The sequence below is a fragment of the Undibacterium paludis genome (assembly GCF_022568815.1).
Classification (GTDB): Bacteria; Pseudomonadota; Gammaproteobacteria; order Burkholderiales; family Burkholderiaceae_D; genus Undibacterium.
Map to the genome: position 1 here is coordinate 801,635 of NZ_JAKZHX010000001.1, position 19,848 is coordinate 821,482.

The window sequence follows — 19,848 nt, forward strand, 5'->3', positions numbered from 1 at the left end:
TATCTGGCTGCCGCTACTCTGTTTCAAGATCACACTTCAACCATCCGGGCGACCACGCAGGTTTTCATACGAGACCATGACATGCTCGCGATAGGCAGGTCGGTCCTTCAGGCGGGCATACCAGGCTTCCACATTGGGTATGACCGGTCTTTCTATATCCAGCGTGAAATAACGATACAAGGTAGCGCCGATGGAAATGTCGGCCAGGCTGATCGCATCACCAAGCAGGAAATCGCGATTTTCGAGGATGCGGTTCAACAGCTCGAAATGGGCTGTGCAGCGCGCCAGTTTTTCATTGATCGTATTCCAGTTTCTCTGCACTTCCGGGACTCGCACCATGCCCCAGAACACGCCTATCATCAGGTCCTGCTCCAGCACGGTTTGCGACCAATCCATCCAGCGATCAGACAGTGAACGCTGATAGGCATCATCAATCCAGAATGGTGCAAGCCTGGTATGCGCCGCCAGGAAACGCAAGATAGCGTGCGACTCCCAGACAATGTTGCTGCCGATCGCAATTGTGGGTATGCGACCATGCGGATTCATGGCCAGGAACTCAGGCGTATCACGTCCGCCAAACTCACCGCCAGTAGGAATGCGTTTGTGTTCTATGGCCAGTTCGCCAATCAGCCACATGACTTTTTGCACATTGAAGGAATCACGCCGCCCCCATATAGTCAGCATCTCCGGTGCTATATCAACTTGCTTTTCAAGTTGCGGCATGATGGCGTCCCGCTTCATGCGCGCCTCCGTACATCTGTCGCCATCAGGCGGTTCAGACCGGCTTCAAGATCGACAATCAAGTCCGCTACGCTCTCCAGCCCTATGTGGAAACGTATGCATGGACCAGTTGCCTGCCATCGCGTCGCTGTGCGAATTGCGCTGACATCAAATGGCAGGGCCAGGCTTTCGAAGCCGCCCCAGGAATAGCCGAGCCCGAACAGGCTGAGCCCGTCAAGAAAAGCCTCCACTGCCTCTTGTGAAAAATCATGTAATTCAATTGAAAATAGTCCGGAAGAACCCTTGAAATAGCGCTGCCAATTGACATGGCCAGGACAGTCGTCAAATGCAGGATGCAATACACGGCGCACTTCAGGACGGGATTTCAGCCAGCCGGCGACGGCGAGTGCGTTGTCCTGATGCGTCCGCATACGCATACCCAAAGTACGCAGGCCGCGTAGCGCCAGGTAAATGTCATCCGGGCCGACACACAGACCGAGATCACCGTGCAGAGCCTTGAGCGCAGGCCAGGCAGCAGCTGAAGCTGATACCGTACCGAGCATTGCATCAGAATGCCCCACCAGGTATTTGGTCCCGGCCTGTATGGACAGGTCGACACCATGTGCATGCGGCTGAAAAAACAAGGGGCTTGCCCAGGTATTGTCTGCCAGCACCATCATTCCATGCTGGTGCGCCACATCCGCGATCGCCCTGACATCCTGCACTTCAAAGGTATGTGAACTTGGCGCCTCGACATACACAGCCCTGGTATTGCTCTTGATCAGCAAGGCAATATCTGCACCTGCCATGGGGTCGTAATAAGTGACTTCCACACCAAAACGGCCACCCAGCACAGTGTCACAGGCATGGCGAACCGGTCCGAAGACACCGTCGCTCACCAGTAGATGATCGCCGCTCTTGAGGCACGAAAGCAGGGCTGTGGTACAGGCAGAAAGCCCGGATGGACAAAGCACTGCGCCGGCACCACCTTCCAGGCCACAAATAGCTTGTTCCAGCGCGGCACTGGTTGGCGTGCCCCGTCTGCCATAGATATATGGCTGGGTACGACCCAGCAGTTCTTTTACCGTTGAGCTAAGAACAGTAGACCCGTGATAGACAGGCGTATTGACAAAGCCATTAAATAATTCCGGACTGCGCCCCAGCGTTACAAGTTGCGTATCGATGCCGAAACCTTCGACGGGGTGCAGTGCCTGTGCCTCGAACTTGCTCATCATGCTTCATTCCGGATAGGGTGTTTGTGATTATTGAAGGGAAACTATATGGTGCAGACATTTTTCTTTACCCCCCAAAAAAGCGTGGATAAAGCTATTGATAAATGAAAATTATCTGCCGTCTTGCAGCGCGACAAGGCTACTATCGAGTTGACTGCTTGAGAACTAATAGAGTTGATAGCAAAGGGAAATTGCGCTGGTTTCAGCGCTGTAGAACTAACACGAATGATAGTTCTAATTTGATGGCGGCTAACCTTATCATCTGCGCTGATCATGGCAAGAGGACGGTCCATCCGTACTGTGCCGTGCATGGATTGCAGCGATCGTCATCACAACGGGGAACAGGAAGATGCAACTAGATTGGACAGAAGAACAGAAAGCATTGCGTGCACGCTATCAACATTTGGGGGAGCAATTCAATGCTCGCCGTGGGAATTCGCTGGATCAATTTGATGAAGCCGGATGGAAAACACTTTGCAGTGAAGGCCTGTGGAAATTAGTGATTCCGGAATCTTATGGTGGATCGGGTGCTGACTGGTGGTCGTTTACTGCTGCGCTGGAAGGATTGTCAACCACAATACGCGCCCCAGCCTTGCTGCTGTCCATCATTGCCCAGGCTGGGATGGTGCGTGCACTTAACCTGTATGGTAGTGAAGCGCAGAAAGACCGCTACTTTGCCGCCATCCTGCGTGGTGATCTGAGCGCCACGGCAATCGCCGAACCAACCACCGGTACGGATGTCAGAAGCATAGAAACCACCATCAGGAGTCATGGTGACGGCTATGAACTCAACGGCCAGAAATTCAATATCGCCCATGCACCCATTGCAGATTTCATTCTGGTGGTGACGCGTATTGCCGATCTTGAGAAAAAGAATACGACGCTTGTTTTATTGGATCGCGGCCAGCAAGGCGTAACTTACGGCCAGCCAGACAACAAACTGGGAATGAGAGATCTGCCGACGGGCAGCCTGGGCTTTGACTCGGTGAAAATAAAACCCAGTCAAGTACTCGGCGTACCAGGCGAAGGCCTGCACGATCTGATCGATATCATCTCACTTGGCCGTCTGTATTACGGACTGGTTGCCGCCAACGTGATTACCCCTTTTCTGACCGATGCTCTTGCCTATAGCCGCAGCCGACGCAGTTTCAAGCTGTCCATCGATACCAATCAATATGTTCAGAAACGACTGATAGATATCAAGATAGGTATGGAGCGCAGCAAATGGCTGGCATATGCAGCGCTGAGCCAGTTGCTCAATGGTCACCCCGATGCACTGATGACCTGTTCTATCGCCAAGCTGGTCGGTTCAGAAGACTTGATCAATAGCGCACTCAGCCTGATCAGGTTGCATGGCAGTGTCGGCTACCACGAAGGTGGTATCACTGCCCTGGCACGCGACGCACTGGGTTTTTCCAGCGTAGGTGGCACAGAAGAGATGCATAGAAAAAATATTTTCAATCAAATGTCACGCCAGTCTGCCTAGTGAACTTAACTGGGGTGATCAAAACCCGCTGCGCAGCAGTGGATATGATTCCTGATAATGCCGTCCGGCCAATGCCGGGGATTTGAAGGAATATGTCTTAACCAACCGGAGATACGCATGTCGAAAAGGCCTTTCCCTCTCAATATCGAGATCAAATATCGCGACACAGATTCCATGGGTCATGTCAGCAGCCCTGTTTATTATGAATACATGCAGCATGCCTATGTGAAGTACATGCATACTTTGCTGGAACTCCCCTACACTGAAAAAGTGCCGCAGATCATGGTGAAAAGTTCTTGTGAATACCTGGTTCCTGCCAAACTGGGCGAGCAACTGATCGTAGAAACCAGCGTAACAAAATTCGGTGGCAAGAGCTTTGAGATCGAATATGAGATCTACCGTGACGACAGCGCAAAGACCTTGATGGCAAAAGGCGCATCCACCCATGTTTCTTTCGACCATGGTTCCGGAAGAACCACCACTGTTCCTGAGTATTTTAAGTCCAGTGTAGAAGCATACCAGCACACCCTTTGAGTACAGAAACAGGTGAGGGTATCCGGGTGATCCCGCGCCTGCAGGTTTTACAGCAGACACGTTCAATTTATCAATAGCGAGCAGACAAATGAAATCAGCAGACAGGCTTCCTCCACAACTTCGTCGTTCCTGGTTGTTTCTTGCAGGTGCAGATCAACAGGCACTGTCGGACGGTTGCCGCAGCGGCGCAGACGTACTGGTTCAGGAACTGGAAACTTTTACTCCGCCTGAGAGGCGTCCACAAGCTTACCGCATCTGTAACGGTGTCATGGCAGAATGGCGCGCAGCCGGAATTACCACGTCCATACGCGTCAATCCATTGGAGAAGGGCGGCGTGGATGACCTGCAGGCCGTGATGAAAGCCAGGCCGGAAATTATCCAGATGTCCCTGGTCGCAACACCGCAACAGGTAATAGCCCTGGATGAAGTTGTCACTCGCCTGGAAAAAGAATATGGCATAGAGCCAGGTTCTACTGAACTGGTGCCGAATATAGAAACGACACTGGGATTGATCAATACCATGGCAATTGCCAAAGCCAGTCCACGTGTAACAGCCGTGCTGGTTGCCACCGAAGATATGGTGGCTGATATAGGCTCTCAGCGTACTCGCGCCGGCAGGGAGCTTGATTATGTACGTTCGCGTTTCATCGTCGAATGTGCAGCCGTAGGTGTGTCGGCAATTGACTGTCCCTATAGCTATGTTGACAATGAAGGTGCGGAACTCGATATGCAGATCACCCGCAATCTGGGCTACAAAGCCAAGGCCATTGTCAATGCACAGTTCGTTGATGTAGTTAACCGCACGCTGACGCCTACCCACGCAGAAGTCGTGCTGGCAAACAAGATCGTCAAGACCTTTGATGAAGCCCGTGTGGCGGCCGGTGAAAGAAGGATCCCTGGCGCCATCGTTGATGGCTTCCTGGTTGAAGTCCCAGATTACCTGGCGGCTCGACGCCTGCTTGCCAGGGCAAGCCAGTTCGGTATTTCATGATACAAATTTAATGCAAGGTAATTACCATGGAAAATGTGCATCAAACCCTGAAATCAATCAAGACACTGACAGGAAAACTGAGCAATTTCAATACAGAAAATGCACCTGCCACGCCACATTCCCTATTTTTGGACTGGATGCAAGCAGCCATCAATGAACAGGTTGCTGAGCCGAATGTCATGACACTGTCGACCGTTGACAGTGATGGCCTGCCTGATGCCCGTTCTGTCGTCGTGTTGAACGTCAACGAGCAAGGCTGGCATTTTGCTGCGAATTCAGACAGCCCCAAAGGCCGTCAAATGGCCAGACTCCCTCATGCAGCGATGACCTGTTATTGGCCTGCAACAGGGCAACAAATCCGCTTGCGTGGCAAGATAGGCAAACTTGATCATGCTGCTGGCGCCAGTGACTTCATGACACGCCCTGAAAAGTCCAGGGCTTCCATACTGGCTGCAAAACAAAGCCAGGTCATGGAAAATCCGGGCGATCTCGATGCAGCTATCGCCCATCAGCTTGCTCGCATGGCAAACGAGCCTGATCTTGTTTCGCCGAGCTGGTCTATCTATACATTGTCGCCGGATGTTGTCGAATTCTGGCAATCCAGTGAGCAACGCCGCTTCACACGTTTGCGCTATCAGAAAATTGGCGTCACATGGCAACAGAACATTTTGTGGCCATAAGATAGCCTGACATGGCTGTGAACCAGCCTGACCATGAAATGAAATGCCCGGCTCACAAGGCCGGGCATTTTTTTTCTTGTCGCACCTGTCTGCACTTCAAGACTTCAAGCTGCGGTTATTTGCGATTTTCCGCCACGGCCGGGAAGAGCAGGACTAGCGAACCGCAATATTCAAAACAGTGTGCCTGCGCCTGCTTCAATATTACCGTCCACCAGTCCTGAGACACTGCTATCCGGGACCAAACCGGCGGATCAAGCCGGGAACAATTTTTCAGAGCCTGCCAGGGAGGATTGAATGGATGCCGTACTTTGCGCACGCATCTTTTCTTCATAGCCTGCAATTGCTTCCAGCATGGACAATTTTCCAGACTGTACATCTGCCAGCTTGTCCGCCAGAACCGCTGCGTCATACAAGGTTGTATTTCCACCCAGACCGCCAATCAGGCTCATCAGGTGGACCGCATCACCAAGCGCGGTAACCCTGCTGCTGGCCCAGGGTTCTTGCGGTCTGGCGCTGCGCATTGGCGCAATCGCGAGGGCATTCATGTCAACGTTTGAGAAGAGAGCCTTGAGAGCAGGATTCCAGTTCTCTACCACATTGGCAACATGACGGCTAATGTCTTCGACACTCATCGTGATATTTTCGCTATCACCCAGACCAAAAGTCTTGCGCTTGCCCAATACAGCCCAGTAAATGTAGTCGTCAACAGGATTGACCACATAGTCCAGATCAAGCGCTGCCGCCAATACCGCAGGCGACTCCTTGAAATGGACATTTTCAGCTACTGCAACCAGATCATCATCCATGATCACTGATGTACCGCTTTGCAGTATTTTCGCAATAGACTCTTTGACTCGACCAACAGGATAGGTTTTCCCATATATACAAACGATCCCTGTATCATAAGTCTGCAATTGTGGGAATTTCTGTTTGCGAACAGCGGAATTTGCGCCATCAGCTGCAATCAAGACGTCCGAAACCACAGTGCTGCCGTCAGAGAAATGGGCAATTACCTTGCCATCATCCCTTTCTTCATACTGAACAAAAACTTTATCGAAATGGACGTGACGCTTGAGACCGCACAGCAAAACTTCCCTCATGGTGAGGCGGTTCGCGGCCAGATCTTCTTTTATCTGCTGATCTCTTTCTTCTGCGGGAGGTGTCCAGGATGCTATCCATTCGTCGACCGTGCTTTCCAGTTTTGAATTCAGGCGATGCATGCCCTGAAACTGTTCACCGCAGGTACTTTCAAACAGTTTGTAATGGTTTTCGGACAGACATTGCGCCAGCGCTTCTTGCCCGGTATGGTCTATCCTCAAGCGGAAACTCTGGCTTTTTGTGTACGATGTCGCATCTTTTTCATACACATCAAAACGCACACCTCTTTTTTTCAAGCCCTGTGCCAGACTGAGTCCCCCCAGCCCGGCCCCGATGATTACCACATGGATGTCTGTCAAATTCATTATTCCCTCTATCAAGTTTGGCTATGTCTATATTGACGCTATTATTGGTTTACTACATGGCTACTTCTTCAAGATTGCTACTACATGATTGCTACCGCACTGCGACTACATTTGCTTGCTCCCAGGTACCGCCAACTGCCTTGTACAGGTTGATTGATGCAGCCAGGTAAGCACGTTTGGTTGCTATCAGGCTGGCCTGGGTCTGCAACAAGTCACGCTGTGCATTCAATACTTCCAGGTAGCTGCTATATCCATTCGAATAACGAACCTCTGCCAGGCGCAGACTGTCTTTCAATGCCAGCAGACGACGTTCGCTTGAAGCAGCTACGTCCTGCTCTGCCGACAGATTGACGAGCACATCGTGTACATCCCGAAATGCTCCTTGCACACTTTGCACATAAAGCGCGACAGCCTGTCTTTCTTTTGCCTTCGCACCGGCGACCACGGCATCGATGGCACCGCCGCGAAAAATGGGTTGCGTCAGATTCCCGGCCAGGCTCCAGAACAGGGAAGCAGGCTTGAATAAATCCTGCAATACACTGGATTCATAGCCAAGGCCGCTGGTCAGTTTTACCTGAGGGAAGTACAGGCTCCTTGCCTGGTTCAGGTCAGCATGCGCGGCAATCAGGGCTTGCTCGGAGGCGATGATGTCAGGGCGGCGATTCAGCAGGTCAGATGGCAAGTCACCTGGCAACACCGTACGCTGATAAATTTCGTCAATTTTCTTGCCACGCAAGATAACCGGTCTGGCTATTGCCTCTGGAGAACGGCCCAATAAAATGGCCAACGCTGACTCTGAAATTGCCTGTGCTTGCCGGGCCTGGCTGAGTATGGCTTCGGCAGCGGACACCTCGGAATCAGCCACATGCAAATCCAGTTCACCGATGGAGCCAGCTGAAAAACGCTTGCGCTGCAAACGCAGATTTTCCTGTCTGGTTGCCAGCGCCGCTTTGGCCAGTTCAACCTGATCATCATTGGCCAGCATGGTGAAATACGCCTGTACAACACTGGCGTATAAGGTGTTCATTACGATATTCTTGCCAGCTTCCTGTGCCAGCAGTCTGGCTCTTGCCGCCTGGTTTGCATAGGCCAGCTTTCCCCAAAAATCGATTTCATAGGAAGCGCTCAATCCAAACTGTATATCTGTACCAAACTGGTTTGCACCGGAACTGCTTTTGCCGTTATTGCGGCTGGCGCGTGATCTGGTTGTCCCGGCAACGGCATCAACCGCCGGAAAGCTTGCAGCACGCGCGGCCACCTCATTGGCCCGGGCTTCTTCAACACGCCCCGCTGCAACCGCCAGGTCCTGATTGTTGGCATAGGCTTCTCTGAGCAGTGACTCAAGCACAGGTTCATCATAAGACAGCCACCAGTGCTGCCAGTCCACCGGACCGACCTTTCCTTGTGTCGAAAATCCCTTTGGCGTATCCAGAGCAGGAGCCTGATAAGGTGTACCAACTGAAGCACAGGCAGACAGCATGAGGCTGGCGACCAGGGTACACAATACGCTGTTATTCTTCATGGCAGGCATGGGCTATTCCTTTACGGTCAAAGATTGGGGATAGGGCAGCACAGGGCCTGCATCGCTCGCTGTCGCCACGGATCGCGAGCCTGCTTTCAAACGCCACTCCTGAATCAGTTTGAAGAACAAAGGTACGAAGAAGATCGCCAGGAAAGTGGCCGCCAGCATGCCCCCGAGCACACCAGTACCAAGGGACTGACGTGCTGCCGCACCGGCTCCATGTGAAAAAGCAAGTGGTGTCACACCAAGAATGAACGCCATGGATGTCATCAGGATAGGGCGGAAACGCAGGCGCGCGGCCTCCAGTGCTGCAGCAACAGGGGTATACCCTTCATGAACCTTGATCACGGCAAATTCCACAATCAGGATGGCGTTCTTTGCAGAAAGTCCCAGCAAGGTGACCAGACCGATCTGGAAGTAGACGTCATTATTGAAACTGCGGAAATACACTGCCAGCAAGGCGCCAAATATCCCGAACGGCATGACCAGCAGCACCGACAAAGGTAACGACCATTTCTCATACTGGGCAGCAAGGATCATGAAAATCATCAGCACGCCAGCCCCCAGAGCCAGGCTGCCGGCATTGGCGCTACGCTTTTCCTGGAAGGATGCCCCACCCCAGTCATAGCTGGTATCCGCCGGCAGGATTTTTGCGGCTACACGTTCCATGGCAGCGAGAGCCTGACCTGAGCTGTAACCTGGCTTGGCGGCTCCCAATATCTTGATCGCCGGCAGTGCATTGAAATGCAGGACAGAATCAGGACCAGCTTCATAGCTGATGCGCGTAAAGGCACGCACCGGTATCATCATCCCCTTCACTGAGCGCACATACATGCTGCCTATATCTTCCGGCCTGGCGCGATATTGCCCTTCTGCCTGCAGCAAGACATTGTAGGTACGGCCATTTTTATTGAAGTCGTTGACGTAATAGCTACCCAGCGTGGCCGCCAGCGTGTTGTAGACTTCCGACAGCGTGATGCCCATCGCCCTGGCCTTGTCGTTATCGACATCGACAAATATCTGTGGCGACCTGGCCTGGAACAGGCTTTTGACACCAGCCAGTTCAGGCTGCTTATTGGCCTCTGCCAGAAAAGCCGGCAATACTTCTGCCAGACGCCTGACCCCGCCCTCGCCACGGTTTTGCATATAAAATTCAAAACCACCGATCTGGCCCAGTCCCTGAATTGCCGGCGGGTTGAAGAACAGCGGCATGCCTTCCTTGACAGGCTTGGTCTTCTTCAGGTTTTCCAATACCAGCTGCTGTGCGGACTGGTCACGCTTGTCCCAGGGTTTGAGCGGTACGAACATGGTAGCTGCCGAAGACTTGATGGCACCACCGCCAAGAAAATCCAGGCCAACCATGGTCAGTGTCGTGTCTACATTTTTATTGGCGGTGACTATGCCCTCAACCTGTTTCATCATCGCGTTGGTGCGTTCAAGCGAAGCACCTTCCGGCAACATCGCAGCACTGATGAAGAAACCCTGGTCTTCATCAGGAACCAGTCCTCTGGGTACGGCATTCCACAGATAAACAGTCACGCCAACCATGCTGGCAAACAATACCAGTCCCAGTGCCGAACGCTTGATCAGAAAATTGACACCTCTGGTATAACGTGTCGTGAATCGCGCAAATGCTGCGTTGAACCAGATAAAGAAACGATGCGGCTGCTGGGCGGAAGGTTTGAGCAGGATGGCGCACAGCGCCGGTGTCAGTGTCAGTGCAACAAAGCCGGACAGTATCACCGCGATAGAAATCGTCACCGAGAACTGGCGATACAGTTCCCCGGCCAGGCCACCAAGAAAGGCCACCGGTGCAAACGCCGCAACCAGCACCAGCACGATGGCCACCACTGGCCCGGTCACCTCATGCATGGCTTCCAGCGCCGCATCTTTAGGTGACATACCATGTTCATTGATCAGCCTTTCGACATTTTCAAGGACAACGATGGCGTCATCAACAACAATGCCGATTGCCAGCACCATACCGAACAGGGTCAGGGTATTGATGCCATACCCGAGCAAATGCAGCGCAGCCAGTGTACCTATCAGAGAAACCGGCACCGCCAGTGTCGGGATGATGGTTGCACGCCAGCTCTGTAAAAACAGGTAGACGACTATAAAGACCAGCACCATCGCCTCACCCAGGGTCTTGATCACTTCTTTAATCGATTCAGTGACAAACGGGGTGGTGTCGTAAGGTGTGCTGTAGGTCATACCCTCAGGAAATTTAGCCTTCAGCTCCTGTAATGTTTTTTCTATGGCTTTGCGGGTTTCCAGTGCATTGGCGCCACTTTCCAGGAACATGCGTATGTTGGCAGAAGGGTGTCCGTTCACACGACCATAGACATTGTAATCTTGCGATCCCAGCTCTACGCGTGCAATGTCCTTGATCCTGATACTGGCTCCTTCTTCCGAACTTTTGACGATGATATTGGAAAACTGTTCCGGTTCCAGCATGCGGCCCTTGGCCGTGACTGTCATCGTCAATTCTTCGGTATTGTTGGGCGGCGCTCCCACTTTGCCCGCTGCATACAGCGAACTCTGTTCATTGATGGCGTTGGAAATGTCGGCCACCGTCACACCCAGCTGTGCCATGCGGTCCGGTCGCAGCCAGATGCGCATCGCATAATCCCGCGCACCGAGTACATGCACGTTGTTGGTTCCCGGCGTACGCTTCAGGGCGTCCAGCATATTACGGGTCACGTAGTTAGACAGATATAGCGCGTCATAGCGATCATCGGGTGAATACACGGCAGCAACCACCAGGAAGTTCGACGAGCTTTTACTGACCACCACACCCTGACGCCGCACCTCGGGCGGCAGTTTGGCTTCTGCCTGACGCACCCGGTTGTTCACATTGACGGCGGCAATATCAAGCGGTGTGCCGACTTCAAAGGTAACGTTGATGGAAACTCGCCCGTCTGAGGACGAAGTCGAATCCATATACAGCATTTTTTCCACACCATTGATCTGGTCTTCAATGGGCGCGGCAACTGTGCGCTCAAGCACCTCTGCGGAGGCGCCAGGATAATTGGCGACGACGTTGACCACCGGTGGAGAAACATCCGGATAGCGCGATATCGGCAGGGCCTTGAGCGCGAGCAGCCCTGCCAGCACGATCGCCAGCGACAGTACCGTCACGAAGATGGGACGGTCGATAAAAAATTTGGAGAACATTGGATTATCCCGTTATGGAAGGATTGGCATGAATCTGGCAAGGACGGATCATTAGCGAGCTGCCCCGGCTGCGGGCGCTGCCAATGACGGCGCTGATGAAGATGTCTTTGCTGTTGCTGTCGCCTCTACCGGATTGACCACCATGCCCGGCTTTGCCTTGAACAGGCCGTCGACGACGATACGATCACCTTCCTGCAGACCCTTGGTGACTATCCATGTACCATTTTTCAGGCCATCCAGTTCCACCGGACGCGGCACCAGCTTGTTCTCCGGGCCGACCGCCAGCACCATCTTGCCTTTAGGCGCATCGAGCACGGCGCGCTGCGGAATGGCTATCGCATTATTGAGGCTGGCGCCACTGAGCAGGACCCTGACAAATTGTCCAGGGCGCAGATTACCGTCTGGATTGGGGATTTGTGCACGCGCATCAAAACCACCGGTAGCCGGATTGATGCGTTCGCTGGAAAAATTCATTTTTCCGCTGACCGGATAAATGCTGCCGTCCGCAAGTTTGATGCTGACGTTAAAGCCCAGGCTGCCATTGGCGGCCCGTTTTCCCTCAAGACTGAGTGCGCCACTGTGCAAGTCCTTGTTCAGTTTCAGGAAATCAGATTCCGGGACGCTGAACCTGATATACATGGGGTCGGTCTGTACTATCGTCGTCAACAGACTGTCTGTCTGGGTGACCAGGCTCCCATTTGATTTTGCGGCCACACCGGTGACACCGCCGATAGGGGCCAGTACCTTGGTGTAACCCAGGTTCAATCTTGCCTCATTCACCTGTGCACGTGACTGCTTGACGCCAGCCTCGGCCGTTTCCAGTGTGGATCTGGCATCATCAAACTCTTTTTGACTGATGGCTTTTTCCGCCGCCAGAGGAGTCAGCCGTTCCAGCTCACGTCTGGCCTGATGCAATTTCGCTTCAGCGACTGCGGCATTCGCTTCGACCGAAGCCAGTTGTGTCTGGTAAGCACCGGGGTCAATCTGAAACAATGCCTGCCCTGCCTTGACGTTCACACCTTCTTCATACAGGCGGTTCTGCAGAATGCCGGAAATGCGTGCCCGTACCTCAGTCTCACGTGAGCCGGCTGTCTGGCCCACATATTCAAATTCAGCCGGCAGGGTCTTTGCATGTATGGTCATGCTGCTTACCTCGGGCGCTGGCTCATGTTCTGCTGCTACAGCAGTCCCCTGATGCTTGCTGCATGCGGACATGCCCAGTACGGGCAGGCTCAACACCAGTAGGGTACGCACTATACGGGATAATTGCGGGAACAACTGCGCATGCTCAGTGTGCGATATGTGATATGCCCTGACGACAGGGCGTAATTGTATGGATTCCATGATGCATTTTCTTTCTAACAAAAACAGTTCGTCAGCACTGGTCATGACAGACGCAGAGTGCTCTGGAATGGAAATTTTTTTAGCTGATGGCTCGAGGGTACATGTCGTCCTCCCTTGCTTTTTCCACGGTTCTTGATTTGCAGCGAAGATAAGCAAATCAGAAAGACGTGCGACAGCCTCCAGGCAAGGATGGTGTGGACAAGAGACATCCATCCCTGTCGGGCTGAGCAGCCCTCATCTCGCCGGCAGACGCCGGCATCTGATCAGGCTGCTTATTTTTATTTATTATTTTTATGGACCTGCTTAATTCTTTTCCAAAGGACGCAAGGTCAGTGAGGTCAAACCGGCGATCGCACTCAATATGGCGGTCGCCAGGAAGGCAGCGTGATACCCCTGCAACTGCGCCAGCAACGGCATGTCCAGATGAGCGGAGTCACGGGTAATCGTGTGCGCCAAAGTCGACAGGCAGGCAATACCAAGTGCTGCGCCCAACTGACGAGAGGTATTGAACAGGCCGGATGCGAGGCCTGCCTGTTTAGGCGGTATACCTGCCAGCGCAGTGTGGGCAGAAGTCATCAGCATCAGGCCCAGGCCCAGGCCGACCAGCAAGGTTGGACCAAGTACGTCAATAACATAATCTGGCGTTGCAGGCACCCTGGTCAGCCAGATCAGACCGGCCGCACTGACCAAACCGCCAAAGAATGGCAAGCGACGCACACCGCTGTCCATTAGCGGACGTGAGACTATCGCTGCAATGGCCAGTGTGATACCCATGGGCAGCAACGACAGACCGGTTTCCAGTGCGCTATAACCGGCGACCTGCTGGAGCACGATGGAAAGGAAAAAAGTGGAAGCCGTCAGTGAAGCACCAAGGCCCAGCACGACAATATTCCCCATGCGCACGCTATGCAGGGAGAAAATACTGAGTGGTATCAATGGTTGTTCCGTCTTGGCCTGAATGGTAAAAAAACTGACCAGCAACAGCGCTGCTGCACACAATGCTGCCAACACGATGCTTGAATTCCAGCCCATGCTCACGCTTTGCGAAATACCGAGTATCAATGCTCCCATGCCAAGGGTGATCGTTATCGCCCCCCAGACATCAAGTTTTGGACGTACCGTGCCTGGCTTGACTGGCGCCATGCAGGCAGCGACCCCAAGAATCAGCGCAAAGCCTATGGGAACATTGACAAACATCACCCAGCGCCAACCCGCCGAGGTAGTCAGCCAGCCGCCGATCACGACACCGAGTGCGGAGGCTATCGAGCTAGATGCTGCCCACATGGATATGGCCGTTGCCTTCGCCGAACCGGTGGGATAAACGGCGACAATCACGGCCAGGGTAGACGTTGCCAGAGCTGAGGCACCAAACCCCTGGATAGCACGCGAAACCAGCAGCATGGTACCGCTTTCAGCAAAGCCGCCTGCCAGGCTTGCCAGAGTAAATATCAGCAGGCCCGATTGCAGTACGATTTTACGACCAAACAAATCACTGGCGCGCGCAGCCAGCAGCATGAAGCCACCCAGACTCAACAGATAGGCATCAACCACCCATTGCAATTCCAGTTTGGACAGATGCAAATCGGTCTGCATGGCAGGCAAGGCAACGTTGACGATGGCGCCATCCATTACTACCATAAAAGAAGAAACACAGGCGATGACCACCGCTATCCACAAAGGAATATGCGGATGGATCAGCGAAGGAGCCGGCATGGCCGGCGCAGCAGAAGAAGCACTCATGATGAGCTCCTGAATATATTTGGTTGACGAAATTTGAGATGTAATATTTGCTTTATCACATGACACAGTATTGGACAGTTCATGTAAAAACTGATAACGTTGTTTAGACAAAAAATAGTGAGAACAGGCCATGTCTGAAAAAAAAATAGAAAATCCCACTTTTGATTTCAGTGAACGCAGTGATGGACCTGCCGTTGTCGCCGTCTGGGGTGACGACAGTGCAGAAAGCGGCTTCCGCCTGGGGACCCGTGAATATGACTGGCACAGCCACTTGCGTGGACAAATTTTTTGCGTGGAAAGCGGTCTGGTACACATGCGCACACCGCGAGGGTCCTGGTTGTCACCGCCAAACCGTGCAGGCTGGATACCGCCTGGCGAAGCACATCAGGTCACCATCAACAGTGCAATGAGCGGGTGGAGTGTCATGATCACGCCTGAGGCGGCTAAATACCTGCCCGACCAGCCCTGTGTGATGGGTGTGACCGAGTTGATGCGCTCGCTGGTGCGCCGCGCCGTGTCGTGGTCAGGGCAACTGGATCTGACACCGGAACAGGAACGCCTGATCGCCGTATTGCTTGACGAAATACGTCAGGCACCGCATGAGTCTTTGCATTTGCCCATGCCGCAAGACCGTCGTTTGCTAAGAGTCACTACCGCAATTTTTGAGCAGCCGGATATAGATCGTACGCTGGAAGAATGGGCAGCCTGGGCCGGTTTGTCAGCGCGCACTCTCACCAGGTTGTTTCGCGCAGAAACCGGAACCAGTTTCGCGCAATGGCGTCAGCAGGCCAGACTCACTCAGGCACTGGAGCGTCTGGCACAAGGCGAGCCGGTTGCCAATGTGGCCGAGTCCCTGGGATATGCAACCCCCAGCAATTTCATTGCCATGTTCCGGCGCAATTTTGGTGATTCACCGGCACACTATTTCGCGAGCAGAGGACTGTCTGTCTAGCCCTGTATCAGCCTGGCTCTGAAAAATCGCAATATTTCATCCCGCGCCGCCATGGTCGGCTGTCCCGCTTCATCAATCAGATGCGCCGTCACAACGCTATGCGGGGTTTTGACATAGCGCTGGAAAAAAGGAGCCGTGTCCTGGTTGGCGGCGTTGTCTGGCAACACCCTGGTGACGAAGCGCTCACCCAATGCTTCTGAAAATGCGGCAAAGCGCTGGGCGCGGCAGAAACTGTCGCCGTCAAACCGGTAAGCCATGACAGTCAGATCTTCACTTTCCAGCCGGCTGCGAACAGCCTGCAGATCAGCAGCATCCATTCCGGTGCCAGCAGGGTCGTCCAGCGGCAACGAAGGGTGGGCAACGACCGGGGCAAGTACGGTTTTGTCCAGCATCATGGAGAGAGCAAAATTACCGGTGAAGCACATGCCTATGGCGCCAACACCAGGGCCGCCGCATTCTTCATGCGCGAGCCTGGCAAGCGCTCGCAACCACAATGTGACCGGGCTACTACCCTTGTGCCCGGCAAAGGCGCGGAATTCTGCGCTGACACAGGCTTTCTGGAAAACGGCGGCTCCCTCTTCTGCACTGACCACGATACCGTCACGCCCGAACAACGAGGGCATGTACACTGTAAAACCAGCATCACGTACCCAGCGTGCAAAGCGCGCCACATGCGGGCTGATGCCGGGCATCTCTGTCATAACAATGACAGCCGGACCGCTGCCGCTGACATGGACAACTTTGTCCACATCATTGAGACTGATCTGGCGCTGTGTGAAATCGCTGATCGGATCATCTGCATGCATATCTGGTTTGCTGATATCTTTGATGGCGATGGACATGGTTGCTCCGTTTATTCCAGGGGCTTTTAGTGTAGGTTCGCCGCGACAGGTCTGGTAGCGGCGCTTTGGACATAATCAGGGTTGAATTGGACATGCATGTAGAATGCCTTCATGGAAGTTCCTTACTCCGCTTGATGCAGTCAGCTCAGGAGCAATCATTCATGCATTTCAGGATACGGATTCAACCCCTGTCAACTTTCTGGCTGGTTTTTCTGGCAGTCTGTCTCACGTCAGGAAAAGCCCATGCCGACACCAGTCTGAACGTTGGTTCCAAACGTTTTACTGAATCCTATATCCTCGGCGAAATCCTGACGCAGATAGCTGCACCTCATGGCCCGGCACATCACCTCCAGGGCCTTGGTAATACGGCTATCGTACTCAATGCTCTCAAGACCGGCAGTATTGACATCTACCCTGAATACCTGGGCACCATCCAGACCGAGATACTGAAACATGAAGGACCGGCCAGCCTGCCACAGTTACAGGCAGAACTGGCTTTGCAGGGGCTGGGCCTGGCAGTGCCACTGGGCTTCAACAATACCTATGCACTGGCGATGCGGCCAGATGCTGCTGACATGCCGGAATCACTGAGCGACCTGGCAAAAAAACCAGCTTTGCGCTTCGGCCTCTCGCATGAATTTTTGGGCCGCACCGATGGCTGGCCGGGTCTGGCCAGGCTCTACCAGTTGCCACAACGGCCTGCCGGACTGGATCACGGTATCGCCTATGATGCACTGGCTTCTGGCCAGGTCGATGTCATCGATATCTATTCCACCGATGCCAGGATCAAGCAGATGAACTTGCATGTGCTGCTTGACGACCGTCATTATTTCCCGCGCTATGACGCCGTATTGCTATACCGTCTTGATATGCCGGCACGTTTCCCCCAGGCCTGGGCAGCCATACAAAAGCTGGAAGGCAAGATAGACAATGCGCGAATGATTGCGATGAATGCTGCGGTGGAACTGGATGGCAAAAGCTTTGCACAGGTCGCGCAGCAGTTTTTATCCACCTCATCTCCCCCCGCTGCCGCAACAAGACGCGAAGGTCTGCTACAGAAACTGTTTGGCCCTGACTTCATGCGACTGACATGGCAACACCTGCTACTGGTACTGGCAGCCATCAGCCTGGCCTGCCTGCTGGGCATACCGCTGGGTATCATCGCCGCCTTTGCACCACGCCTGCGTCAGGCAGTAATGGCAGGTGTTGGCATTTTGCAGACCGTGCCCTCACTGGCCTTGCTGGCCATGCTGATCCCCCTGCTGGGCATGATAGGTTTTGTGCCGGCCCTGATTGCCCTGTCGCTGTATGCACTGCTGCCGGTAGTGCGCAATACCTGTGTCGGCATACTGCAAGTGCCTGATGGTTTGCGCATGGCAGCGCTGGCCCTGGGTTTGTCACACGGGCAAAGATTGCGGCATGTCGATTTGCCACTGGCCTTGCCCATGATACTGGCGGGCATCAAGACCGCTGCCGTCATGAGCGTGGGCACAGCAACGATCGCCGCCTTCATCGGAGCCGGTGGCTACGGCGAGCGCATCACCATAGGCCTGGCCCTCAACGACAACCAGATGCTGCTGGCCGGCGCCCTGCCCGCAGCCGCCCTGGCTTTGCTGACGCAATGGAGTTTTGACCTGCTTGAACGGCTGATTGTAAAGAAATACTAGGCGACACCCTTACCCCACATGCCTACCGGAATTTACAACGGTTTGGTAATATGCATCCGGACTTACTGCCTTTCGTGATTTCTCGCAACGGCAACAGCGGTACTTACCCCATTCCTCCCCCATTATTAGCAACACGACAACAGGCATATATAGCGAAGTGATGGCATACATTGAAAATCTGGCTCTATCCAGGCTGGCACGGCAGTGCGGCCTGGTGATTTCAATGGCGGCACTCACTGGCGCCCTCGCCGCTCCCGTCGCTTATGGCGGTACTACCCAGCCAGATACCACCTTGCAGGTACTGCATTGGTGGACTTCTGCCAGTGAGCGCAAGGCAGCAACGCTGCTGGCGGCCCGGCTGGCGGATGAGGGCGTGGTCTGGCGCGATGCCGGCATACCCGGCGGGGCTGGTATAGGCGCCGGCAAGGTCCTGAAAAGCCGGGTGCTGGCCAATGATGCGCCCGAAGTAACACAAATCATCGGGGTATCAATCAAAGAGTGGGCTGATCTTGGTTTTTTGCTGGAGCTCGACAAGGTCGCCAGCACCAACAAATGGAATACCGTTTTCTTCCCGACCATACAGAACCTGATACAGCACCGCAAACATGTGGTGGCTGCGCCGCTGGGCATACATCGCACCAATACCCTGTTTTACAACCGCAAGATTTTCACCAGCCTGAAACTGTCGCCCCCCGAAAGCTGGGATGAACTGGTTGTTGTCGCCGCCAGGCTGAAAGCAGCAGGCGTGATTCCACTGGCGCAGAGCAGCGAACCCTGGCAGGTTGCCACCCTGTTTGAAAATCTCATCCTGGCAGAGAGCGGACCAGACTATCATCGCGAACTGTTCGTCAAGCAGAATGCCCAGGCCGTGTCTGACAAACGCTTTGTCCAGGCGCTGGAGCGTTTGCGCCAGATGAAGGGCTGGATGAATAATCCTGTTGATGAACGGGTCTGGCCCGAAGTGGTACGGCAATTTGCCAGGAACGAAGCCGCGATGATGATCACCGGTGACTGGGTCAAAGGTGAGCTCAATGAAGGCGGTTTTGCCACGGACGAAGCCTTCTCTTGCACAGCCATGCCGGGTACGGCCAGGTACCATCTGTACAGCGTCGACACCTTCTCGATGTTTACCAATGACTATTCAAGGGTAGCGGCGCAGGAAAAACTGGCCAGGCTGGTCGCCACCCCGGCCGTACAGGCTGAATACAATGCGGTCAAAGGTTCTGTATCGGTACGGCGCGACGCTGATCCCGCCAAAATGGACAGTTGCGCCCGCGCGTCCTGGACGACTTTTGCACAAGGTGCAGCAGTACAGGCACCCAGTCTGGTACACCGGATGGCGACAGATGAAACCAGCAAGGATGCCATCATCGCCGTCATACATCGCTACTTTATAGATGGCAATGTCAGTATCGCAGAAACACAGGCAAAACTGGCAGCGATGTACCGGGCATTCAGCAGTAACCGCAAGACTAACCAATAAGAACATATCAGGCAG

The 19,848-nt window shown here is 53.7% G+C and carries 15 protein-coding genes; 7 read left to right on the forward strand and 8 right to left on the reverse strand.

Annotated features, from left to right (window positions below):
* Positions 1 to 36: 36 nt before the first annotated feature.
* Together LZ463_RS03535 and metC are read right to left on the reverse strand one after the other, a co-directional pair.
* Positions 37 to 741: a glutathione S-transferase family protein gene (locus tag LZ463_RS03535; RefSeq protein ID WP_347176239.1), complete on the reverse strand. Its 705-nt coding sequence runs from the start codon at positions 739 to 741 to the stop codon at positions 37 to 39.
* Positions 738 to 1,955 (reverse strand): cystathionine beta-lyase, encoded by a 1,218-nt coding sequence (gene metC, locus LZ463_RS03540; protein ID WP_241453891.1) that lies wholly within the window; start codon positions 1,953 to 1,955, stop codon positions 738 to 740. The genes LZ463_RS03535 and metC overlap by 4 nt, the downstream gene beginning before the upstream one ends.
* A 346-nt stretch (positions 1,956 to 2,301) precedes the next feature.
* Between metC and LZ463_RS03545 the strand changes: the two genes are divergently transcribed.
* The 4 genes from LZ463_RS03545 (at position 2,302) to LZ463_RS03560 (ending at position 5,643) form a co-directional block, all read left to right on the forward strand.
* Complete coding sequence (locus LZ463_RS03545; protein WP_241453892.1) at positions 2,302 to 3,438, forward strand: acyl-CoA dehydrogenase family protein; 1,137 nt, start codon at positions 2,302 to 2,304, stop codon at positions 3,436 to 3,438.
* Between the two features lie 117 nt (positions 3,439 to 3,555).
* A complete protein-coding gene (locus LZ463_RS03550; RefSeq protein WP_241453893.1) occupies positions 3,556 to 3,972 on the forward strand; it encodes an acyl-CoA thioesterase in 417 nt (138 codons plus the stop codon).
* Between the two features lie 88 nt (positions 3,973 to 4,060).
* Positions 4,061 to 4,963, forward strand: coding sequence for an HpcH/HpaI aldolase/citrate lyase family protein (locus LZ463_RS03555; RefSeq protein WP_241453896.1), 903 nt, complete (start codon positions 4,061 to 4,063; stop codon positions 4,961 to 4,963).
* Between the two features lie 26 nt (positions 4,964 to 4,989).
* On the forward strand, positions 4,990 to 5,643 hold the full coding sequence (locus tag LZ463_RS03560; protein ID WP_241453897.1) for a pyridoxine/pyridoxamine 5'-phosphate oxidase: 654 nt from the start codon (positions 4,990 to 4,992) through the stop codon (positions 5,641 to 5,643).
* A gap of 251 nt (positions 5,644 to 5,894) precedes the next feature.
* On the opposite strand, the gene LZ463_RS03565 is transcribed toward LZ463_RS03560, so the two are convergent.
* The 5 genes from LZ463_RS03565 to LZ463_RS03585 form a co-directional block, all read right to left on the reverse strand.
* A complete protein-coding gene (locus LZ463_RS03565; RefSeq protein WP_241453898.1) occupies positions 5,895 to 7,106 on the reverse strand; it encodes an FAD-dependent oxidoreductase in 1,212 nt (403 codons plus the stop codon).
* A gap of 91 nt (positions 7,107 to 7,197) precedes the next feature.
* The gene (locus tag LZ463_RS03570) at positions 7,198 to 8,637 is read right to left on the reverse strand and encodes an efflux transporter outer membrane subunit (RefSeq protein WP_241453899.1); all 1,440 of its coding nucleotides are present in this window, start codon (positions 8,635 to 8,637) and stop codon (positions 7,198 to 7,200) included.
* Between the two features lie 3 nt (positions 8,638 to 8,640).
* Complete coding sequence (locus LZ463_RS03575) at positions 8,641 to 11,805, reverse strand: efflux RND transporter permease subunit (protein ID WP_241453901.1); 3,165 nt, start codon at positions 11,803 to 11,805, stop codon at positions 8,641 to 8,643.
* A gap of 51 nt (positions 11,806 to 11,856) precedes the next feature.
* Entirely contained in the window at positions 11,857 to 13,149 is a 1,293-nt protein-coding gene (locus tag LZ463_RS03580; protein WP_241453903.1) for an efflux RND transporter periplasmic adaptor subunit, read from the reverse strand.
* A gap of 303 nt (positions 13,150 to 13,452) precedes the next feature.
* Positions 13,453 to 14,889, reverse strand: coding sequence for an MFS transporter (locus LZ463_RS03585; protein ID WP_241453905.1), 1,437 nt, complete (start codon positions 14,887 to 14,889; stop codon positions 13,453 to 13,455).
* A gap of 130 nt (positions 14,890 to 15,019) precedes the next feature.
* Here LZ463_RS03585 and LZ463_RS03590 point away from each other — a divergent pair, with 130 nt between their 5' ends.
* Positions 15,020 to 15,841, forward strand: coding sequence for an AraC family transcriptional regulator (locus LZ463_RS03590; protein ID WP_241453906.1), 822 nt, complete (start codon positions 15,020 to 15,022; stop codon positions 15,839 to 15,841).
* On the opposite strand, the gene LZ463_RS03595 is transcribed toward LZ463_RS03590, so the two are convergent.
* Positions 15,838 to 16,683 (reverse strand): dienelactone hydrolase family protein, encoded by an 846-nt coding sequence (locus LZ463_RS03595; RefSeq protein WP_241453910.1) that lies wholly within the window; start codon positions 16,681 to 16,683, stop codon positions 15,838 to 15,840. The two genes, LZ463_RS03590 and LZ463_RS03595, sit on opposite strands and share 4 nt — an antisense overlap.
* Positions 16,684 to 16,844: 161 nt before the next feature.
* Here LZ463_RS03595 and LZ463_RS03600 point away from each other — a divergent pair, with 161 nt between their 5' ends.
* Together LZ463_RS03600 and LZ463_RS03605 are read left to right on the forward strand one after the other, a co-directional pair.
* Positions 16,845 to 18,350, forward strand: a complete 1,506-nt coding sequence (locus tag LZ463_RS03600; RefSeq protein ID WP_241453913.1) for an ABC transporter permease/substrate-binding protein — start codon at positions 16,845 to 16,847, stop codon at positions 18,348 to 18,350.
* Positions 18,351 to 18,510: 160 nt separating this feature from the next.
* Positions 18,511 to 19,833 carry an ABC transporter substrate-binding protein gene (locus tag LZ463_RS03605; RefSeq protein ID WP_241453914.1) on the forward strand — a complete coding sequence of 441 codons (1,323 nt, stop codon included), beginning with the start codon at positions 18,511 to 18,513 and terminating at the stop codon, positions 19,831 to 19,833.
* Positions 19,834 to 19,848: the final 15 nt, after the last annotated feature.